Source organism: Sphaerisporangium rhizosphaerae (genome assembly GCF_042665155.1).
Taxonomy (GTDB): Bacteria; Actinomycetota; Actinomycetes; order Streptosporangiales; family Streptosporangiaceae; genus Sphaerisporangium; species Sphaerisporangium rhizosphaerae.
In genome coordinates, this window is sequence record NZ_JBHTCG010000067.1 from 1 (window position 1) to 7,191 (window position 7,191).

Annotated in this window: 10 protein-coding genes; 9 read left to right on the forward strand and 1 reads right to left on the reverse strand. The window is 74.4% G+C overall.

From position 1 onward, the window contains the following. Positions 1–161: 161 nt before the first annotated feature. From gvpJ to ACFQSB_RS39935, 8 genes are all read left to right on the forward strand, one after another. Positions 162–569, forward strand: coding sequence for a gas vesicle protein GvpJ (gvpJ, locus tag ACFQSB_RS39900; protein ID WP_354845233.1), 408 nt, complete (start codon positions 162–164; stop codon positions 567–569). Between the two features lies 1 nt (position 570). Further along, positions 571–1,527 (forward strand): GvpL/GvpF family gas vesicle protein, encoded by a 957-nt coding sequence (locus tag ACFQSB_RS39905; protein WP_380832532.1) that lies wholly within the window; start codon positions 571–573, stop codon positions 1,525–1,527. A 13-nt stretch (positions 1,528–1,540) separates the two neighbouring features. Continuing rightward, positions 1,541–1,762, forward strand: a complete 222-nt coding sequence (locus ACFQSB_RS39910) for a gas vesicle protein GvpG (RefSeq protein ID WP_380832534.1) — start codon at positions 1,541–1,543, stop codon at positions 1,760–1,762. Positions 1,763–1,865: 103 nt separating this feature from the next. Then, complete coding sequence (locus tag ACFQSB_RS39915) at positions 1,866–2,462, forward strand: gas vesicle protein GvpO (protein ID WP_380832536.1); 597 nt, start codon at positions 1,866–1,868, stop codon at positions 2,460–2,462. Position 2,463: 1 nt separating this feature from the next. After that, positions 2,464–3,003, forward strand: coding sequence for a gas vesicle protein (locus ACFQSB_RS39920; RefSeq protein ID WP_380832538.1), 540 nt, complete (start codon positions 2,464–2,466; stop codon positions 3,001–3,003). Then, on the forward strand, positions 2,996–3,934 hold the full coding sequence (locus ACFQSB_RS39925) for a GvpL/GvpF family gas vesicle protein (protein ID WP_380832539.1): 939 nt from the start codon (positions 2,996–2,998) through the stop codon (positions 3,932–3,934). Before ACFQSB_RS39920 ends, ACFQSB_RS39925 begins: the two co-directional genes overlap by 8 nt. Next, positions 3,924–4,169, forward strand: coding sequence for a gas vesicle protein (locus ACFQSB_RS39930; RefSeq protein WP_380832541.1), 246 nt, complete (start codon positions 3,924–3,926; stop codon positions 4,167–4,169). Before ACFQSB_RS39925 ends, ACFQSB_RS39930 begins: the two co-directional genes overlap by 11 nt. Beyond that, entirely contained in the window at positions 4,150–4,545 is a 396-nt protein-coding gene (locus ACFQSB_RS39935) for a gas vesicle protein K (protein ID WP_380832543.1), read from the forward strand. Before ACFQSB_RS39930 ends, ACFQSB_RS39935 begins: the two co-directional genes overlap by 20 nt. 257 nt (positions 4,546–4,802) lie before the next feature. Here the strand turns inward: ACFQSB_RS39935 and mshC are convergent, their stop codons facing one another. Continuing rightward, complete coding sequence (mshC, locus tag ACFQSB_RS39940; protein WP_380832544.1) at positions 4,803–6,026, reverse strand: cysteine--1-D-myo-inosityl 2-amino-2-deoxy-alpha-D-glucopyranoside ligase; 1,224 nt, start codon at positions 6,024–6,026, stop codon at positions 4,803–4,805. A gap of 186 nt (positions 6,027–6,212) precedes the next feature. Between mshC and ACFQSB_RS39945 the strand changes: the two genes are divergently transcribed. Next, positions 6,213–7,191 (forward strand): serine/threonine-protein kinase (locus tag ACFQSB_RS39945; RefSeq protein WP_380832546.1); only part of this gene is annotated, 979 nt, incomplete at its 3' end.

Here is a 7,191-nt window from a genome sequence, read left to right on the forward strand (position 1 = left end):
GGAGCCGCCCGCGCGCCGGCGCGGCACCGAGGCAGGCGGGCGCGGGGAGCCCCGGGCGCGGCGGCGCCCCGAGGGCGAGGAGTCCGGGCGCGCGGGCCGGCGCGGATCGGCTCGCGAGCCGAGGGACACAGGCCGGTGACCGGCAGCGAGGAGTGGAGCGTATGACCATCGTGCAGCCCTCGGGCGGCGGCCCTGCCGGCCGGCCGAACTCATCGGGCGGCGGACTCGCCGACGTGATCGACACGATCCTCGACAAGGGACTGGTGATCGACGCCTACGTCAGCGTCGCGCTGGTGGGCATCGAACTGCTGACCATCAACGCGCGCATCGTCGTCGCCAGCGTGGACACCTACCTGCGGTTCGCCCAGGCGGTCAACCGGCTGGACATCTCGGAGGGCCAGAAGGGGCTTCCCGAGCTCATGCAGGACATGACGACGGGCGTGGCCAGGTCCAAGACCAAGGGCATCGCCCAGGGCGCACTGGAGGCGGCGGGCGAGAAGCTGCGCGACTTCATCACCGAGTCCGACGAGCAGCCCGCGCCCCGCAGGCGCCGGCGTGAGGAGTACTGAGATGGCCCGTTCCACTTCCGGCCCCGCCGCCCCGGGGTCCGAGCAGGAGGCCCCGCAGGTCGCCGGCCGCCGGCCCGGCGGCGCCGTGCAGGACGCGGACACGCGCGCGACGGGCCACGCCACCGCGGAGGCCTCCGGCCGGGCCGCCGCCGGCGCCTCCGGCGCCTCCGCGAGGGCGGGCGAGCGGACCGGCGTCCCGGAGCAGCGGCAGGAGCGCGCGACGGCGTCCTACATCTACGGCATCCTGCCCTCCGACGTGGAGCTGACCCCCGAGCCCCGCGGGGTCGGAGACCCGCCAGGAGAGATCGCCCTGGTACGTCACCGCGACATCGCCGCCCTGGTCAGCGAACTGCGCCTCACCCGCCCGCTCGGCAGGCCCCAGGACCTCGTCGCCCACCAGAACCTGCTGGACGACGTGGCCGCCGAGGTGCCGGTGCTCCCCCTGCGCTTCGGCGCGGTGATGGAGAGCCCCGAGGCGATCGTCTCGGAGCTGCTGACCCCCCATCACGACCGCTTCCGCTCCGCGCTGGAGGAACTGGAGGGACGCGTCCAGTTCGTCGTCAAGGGCCGCTACGAGGAGGGCACCGTCCTGCGCGAGGTGCTGGCCGAGGAGCCCGAGGCGGCCCGGCTCCGCGAGGAGATCCGCGGCCTGCCCGAGGAGGCGACCTGGGACGCGCGGATCCGGCTCGGCGAGATCATCAACCGGGCCGTCGAGGTCAAGAGGGACGCCGACACCCAGGTGCTCGCCCAGGGGCTCGCCCCGCACGCGGTCGCGGTCGTCATCAGGGAGCCGACCCACGAGGAGGACGCCGCCCACCTGGCCGTGCTGGTGGAGACCGACCGGCAGGAGGAGTTCGAGCGGGCCCTTGAGGAGTTCGGCCGCCGCTGGGCCGACCGCGTCACGCTGCGTCTGCTCGGCCCGCAGGCGCCCTATGACTTCGTCGACACGCAGGGATGAAGGTGCTTGGACGATGGGCCTGGTCAAGCTGCTGTTCGGCTGGCCGCTCGCGCCGGTGGAGGCGCTGATCCGGCTCGGTGAGCTCATCGAGGAACAGGTGGAGCACCAATTGCGCGACCCGGCGGCGGTGCGGCGGCAACTGGAGGAGGTGGAGGAGGCGCGGGCCGCAGGCCTGATCACGGAGGAGGAGAGCGCCCGCGCCACCGAGGAGATCCTGCAACGGATGATCGGCTAGCGGGGTGACCGCCCGCCATCGCCGGGTGGCCGCCGTTCCGGCCCCGATCGGGGTGCGGCCGGCCGCACCGGCTCCGGGCGCCGGGGAGCAAGGAGGTGATGTCGTGCCGGGCAGCCGCAGACCCCGCGACCGGCGGGCCGGTACCGGTGAGGACCGCTACGCGTACGACCCGGCCCGCGAGAACGCCAGGGACGACGAGGAGTACACCGGCCCCGCCGACTCCACCGAGGAGATGGGCGATGTGGATGACGCGGCCGACGTGGATGACGTGCATGACATGGACGACGGCGACGACATGGACGATATGGACGACGCGGGCTATGCGGGCGCGGGGGACGGCTACGGCCGCTACGGCGAGGAGGAGGACGCCCCCCGGGGGACGCGGCGTCCCGCCAGGAGGGCCGGGACGGTCAGCGGGCCCAGGACGTCCCGGCGCCTGACCGCGGCCACGGCCGGCCGCGCCGGGCTGGACTACATGGCCGAGCTCACCGGCAAGGACGTCGAAGGCGTCACGCTGGTGAAGCCGGCGGGCGACGGCTGGACCGTCGAGGTGGAGGTGGTCGAGGACCACCGGATTCCCTCCTCCGGCGACACGCTGGCGATCTACGCCATCGACCTCGACTCCGAGGGGGACCTGGTCTCCTACCGGCGGGTGCGCAGCTACAAGCGCGCCAAGGGCGACACGGGCGGGGTGTACTGACATGTCCGAACCGATGTCATCCGGGCGGGTGATGTCCCCGTACGGCGGCCCGCAGCGGGCGCCGGCCCGCGACTCCGGCGGCAACCTCGGCGACATCCTGGAGCGCGTGCTCGACCGCGGCGTGGTGATCGTGGGCGACATCCGCGTCAACCTGCTGGACATCGAGCTGCTCACGATCAAGCTGCGACTGCTGATCGCGTCGGTCGACACGGCCAGGGAGCTCGGCATCGACTGGTGGGAGCACGATCCGTGGCTCAGCTCGGGCGACCGTGACCTGGTCGAGGAGAACCGCCGCCTGCGCCGCCGCCTCGCCGCGGCCGAAGGCGAGCCCCTTCCCGCGGAGTCCGGCCGGTCCGGCCGCGAGAGGGAACGCCTCGCCGCCGGCGACCGGATCGCCCTGGAGGACGACCGGGCCCTGGGGGACGACCGCTGGGAGGAGCCGGAGCCCCGCCGGACGGCGCGCCCAGGCCGGAGACGGGCGCCCGGCGCCGCCAGGGGGCCGCGCCCGGACGTCCCTTCCGAGGAGGAGCACGGTGGCTGACACGGGGACCTACCTGTACGCGATCACCCGCGCCGGTGACGGCCCCGGCCCGGAGGTGCTGGAGGGCCTGAAGGGCGTGGCCGGGGCTCCCGTGCGCGCGCTGGAGGGCTCCGGGCTGGCCGCGTACGTGAGCACGGTGCCGCTGGAGGAGTTCGGGGAGGGACCGCTGCGGCGTTCGCTGGAGGACCTGGACTGGGTCGGCGAGACGGCCCGCGCGCACCACCGCGTCGTGGAGGCCGTGGCCGGGGCCGCCCGCTCGGCCGCCCCCGTGCGGCTGGTCACGGTCTACAGCGGCGACGAGCAGGTCCGCGACCTGCTGGACCGGCGGGGCGACGAGTTCGCCTCCGTCCTGTCGCGCGTCGCCGGCCGCCAGGAATGGGGGGTCAAGGCCTACGCCCACCGCCCCGCCCAACCTTCGGCGGCGCCTGCCGCGCCGGGGGGCCGCGGCGCGGCGGGGGCGGCCAGGCCGGGGACGGAGTACCTCAGGCGCCGCAAGGCCAGCCTGCGCGACCGTGATGACGCCTGGCGCGAGGCCGCCGAGCGGGCCGAGATGATCCACGGCACGCTCGCGGAGATGGCGGTGGCCAGCACCCGCCACCGTCCGCAGGACCCCCGGCTGTCGGGACGCGACGACTGGATGCTGCTCAACGGCGCCTATCTGGTGGAGAACGACCGGCGCGCGGAGTTCGCCGCCGCGCTGGACGCCTTCCGGGGACCGGAGATCGACATCGAGCTCACCGGCCCCTGGGCGCCGTACTCCTTCACCGCCCTGGAGACGGCGGGCGGCGGCATGGACGACACCTACGACCCCGAGGGCCCCGGCCCCACCGAGGGCCACGACGCCCCAGACCCGCACGACGCCCCCAACCCGCGCACCCGTGACCGGTCGCCGGGGCGCCGCGGCGGGGCGGAGGGATCCCATGATCGGTGAGTCGACGTCCCGTGGCGCCGAACTGGCGGAGCAAGGACGGCTGCCCGCCGAACGCGTCGCGCTGGTGGACCTGCTGGACCGCCTGCTCGCCGGGGGCGTCGTGATCACCGGCGACCTGGTGCTGTCCATCGCCGACATCGACCTGGTGCGCATCTCGCTGCGGGCGCTGATCATGTCGGTACGGGCGTCCGAGCCGCTGGGGATCGGAGTGGGACATGAGCCGCCCGCACCGTGACCCCGCCCAACCGGCGGCGACCAGCGCGGGGACCAGCGCGGGGACCGAGGCCGCGGGGACCGGAGCCGGGCCCTACCGGGAGCCGGGGCGGTCGCGGTCGGGGCCGTGGCGGCTGGACACCGACCCCGAGACGGTGGAGCGGGACCTCACCCGCCTGGTGCTGACTCTCGTGGAGCTGGTGCGGCAGCTCGTGGAGCGCCAGTGCGTGCGCCGGATGGACCAGGGCGACCTGTCCGACGACCAGATCGAGACGCTGGGCCTGACGCTGATGCGCCTGGAGGAGGCGATGACCGATCTGTGCGAGCGCTTCGACCTGTCACCGTCGGACCTGAACCTCGACCTCGGCCCACTCGGCACCCTGCTGCCCACCGACTGACAGCGCAGCGCCGCCTCTTCACCGGGTCGAGCGCCGTAACCGGCGCCGACACCGCCGCACCACGACCCGCCGCCCCGGCGCCGATCACCTCCAGCACACACCGGGGATGCAGAGCCGCACCCGGTGAACGCATGTGATCACCGCACCAGGTCGGCGTGGCCGACGGGGCTTGCCAGGTCGGCATGGCCGGCCGGGCTTGCTGGGTCGGCGCCGCTGGCGGGGTTTGTCAGGTGGGCGTGGCCGGGGGGTGGGGTGGGTCAGAGGGCGATGCCGAGGAGGGTGTCGGTGGTGGCTCGGACGAGAGCGGGGGCGTCGGGGTCCTCGCCCTCCCCCGCGAGGGTCCGGGTCGCCCAGGCGTCGATGATCTCGAGCGCGCCGGGCGCGTCCAGGTCGTCGGCCATCCGCTCGCGGACGCCCTGGAGCACCGGCCCGGCGTCGGGGCCCGCGGGGCGATCGACGGCCGAGCGCCAGCGGGCCAGCCGCGCCGTCGCGGTGTCGATCTGGTCGCCCGTCCACTCCCAGTCTTCGCGGTAGTGGTGGGCGAGCAGCGCCAACCGCACCGCCATGGGGTCGTGCTCGGCGCGCAGCCGGTGCACGAAGACCAGGTTGCCCCGCGACTTGGACATCTTCTCGCCGTCGAGGCCGACCATGCCCGCGTGCACGTAGGCCCGGGCGAAGGGCCACTCTCCTGTGGCGATGTGCCCTTCGCTGGCGCCCATCTCGTGGTGCGGGAAGATCAGGTCGGTGCCGCCGCCGGAGACGTCGAACCCGCTGCCGAGGCGGTTCAGCGCGATCGTGGTGCACTCGACGTGCCAGCCGGGACGGCCGGGGCCGAGCGGCGAGGGCCAGGACGGCTCGCCGGGACGCCGGCCCCGCCACAGCAGCCAGTCGAGCGGGTTGCGCTTGCCCGGCCGGTCGGGATCGCCGCCGCGCTCGGCGAACAGCTCCAGCATCCGCTCCTCGGAGTAACCGGAGACGGCGCCGAACTTGGGGGCGGCGGCGACCGAGAAGTAGACGTCGCCGTCCACCTCGTAGGTGGCGCCCTTGTCCTTCAGCCGGCCGATGAGCTCGGCCACCTGGTCGACGACCTCGGTGACGCCGACGTAGTCGTCCGGCGGGATGATGCGCAGCGCCTCCATGTCGGTGCGGAAGAGCTCGATCTCCTTGGCGGCCAGCTCCTGCCAGTCGACGCCGGTCTGCTGGGCGCGTTCGAGCAGGGGGTCGTCCACGTCGGTGGCGTTCTGGGTGTAGTGCACGGCGTGGCCGGCGTCCCGCCACATCCTGCCGGCCAGGTCGAAGGCGAGGTAGGTGTTGGCGTGCCCGAGATGGGTGGCGTCGTAGGGCGTGATGCCGCAGACGTACATCCGCGCCGTCGGCCCCGGGGAGGTCTCTCTGACCCCCCGGGCCGAGGTGTCATGGAGCCGGAGCGGGAGACCGGCGCCGGGCAGCGAAGGGATCTCGGGAGCAGACCACGATTGCATGTCCTGAGCCTATCCATGCGGCCGAGTGGTGCGATCACCCCGGGGTGTCCGATTTGAGGCGCTGGTGCCGCACGGGAACGATGACACAAAACCGTACTTCGTACCGTTCCAACGTGGCAGAATCTTGCCGCCGTGGGTAGAGGGGGCGCCGGCACCTGTCCGTCCGCACGCCTAGGGAGAGATCGATTGCCGCCGTCACGGCCCTTGGGGCCCACCGATCCCCCGACCATCGCCTCCTACCGGGTGACGGGACGGATCGGCGAGGGCGGCCAGGGCATCGTGTACGCCGCCGAGACCGAGTCCGGCGCGCGGGTGGCGGTGAAGCTGCTGCACCGGCGCTTCTCCGACGAGGAGCAGGTGCGGCGCTCGTTCGGCGTCGAACTGCGCCGCGCCCAGCGGGTGACCGGCCCGCGCGTGGCCCGTGTCCTGGCCTACGGCCTGCACGACGGGCGGCTGTACTACGCCAGCGAGTACGTTGACGGAACCTCCCTGTGGGAGGTCGTCGAGCGTCAGGGTCCCCGCTCGACGGAGGAGCTGTCGCAGATCGCGCTCGGCACGCTGACGGCGCTGACGGTCATCCACCAGGCGGGGGCGGCGCACGGCGACTTCGGGCCGTCGAGCGTGCTGCTCGGCCCGCAGGGCCCGCAGGTCATCGACTTCGCCATCGGCCGGGTGCTCGAACGCCCGCTCGCGGCGGGCGGGTTCGCGGGCGCGTCCCCGTTCAGCGCGCCCGAGCACCTGGCGGCCACGATCCCGGGTCCCGAGAGCGACATGTTCGCCTGGGCGGGCATGATCGTCTACGCGGCGACCGGCCGGGCGCCGTTCGGCCAGGACTCGGTGCCCGCGGTGGTCAACCGCATCCTGAACGGCGTGCCCGACCTGTCCGCGCTGAGCGGGACGCTGCTGGACGCCGTCACCGCCTGCCTGGACCGGAACCCGGCCAGGCGGCCGGCAGCGCGGGAGCTGCTGGCCCGGCTGGAGGGCGTGGACCTCGGCCCCTCGCCTCGGGTCGCCCCGGCGCCGCAGGGCCCCGCCTGGACGCCCGGCGCTCCCCCGCCGGCGCCGGGGCCCGGGGCGCCGCCCGCCTACGGGGGGCCGATCCCGCTGAGCCCGCGGCCCGCCATACCGGCGGCGGGCCGATCCGCGCAGGCGGGCCCGCCCGGCC

Excerpts from the sequence above, each read along its gene's own strand:
- mshC (WP_380832544.1), bottom strand. The coding sequence starts at position 6,026 with ATGCAATCGTGGTCTGCTCCCGAGATCCCTTCGCTGCCCGGCGCCGGT.
- ACFQSB_RS39935 (WP_380832543.1), top strand. The coding sequence starts at position 4,150 with ATGAGCCGCCCGCACCGTGACCCCGCCCAACCGGCGGCGACCAGCGCG.
- ACFQSB_RS39905 (WP_380832532.1), top strand. The coding sequence starts at position 571 with ATGGCCCGTTCCACTTCCGGCCCCGCCGCCCCGGGGTCCGAGCAGGAG.
- ACFQSB_RS39930 (WP_380832541.1), top strand. The coding sequence starts at position 3,924 with ATGATCGGTGAGTCGACGTCCCGTGGCGCCGAACTGGCGGAGCAAGGA.
- gvpJ (WP_354845233.1), top strand. The coding sequence starts at position 162 with ATGACCATCGTGCAGCCCTCGGGCGGCGGCCCTGCCGGCCGGCCGAAC.
- ACFQSB_RS39920 (WP_380832538.1), top strand. The coding sequence starts at position 2,464 with ATGTCCGAACCGATGTCATCCGGGCGGGTGATGTCCCCGTACGGCGGC.
- ACFQSB_RS39910 (WP_380832534.1), top strand. The coding sequence starts at position 1,541 with ATGGGCCTGGTCAAGCTGCTGTTCGGCTGGCCGCTCGCGCCGGTGGAG.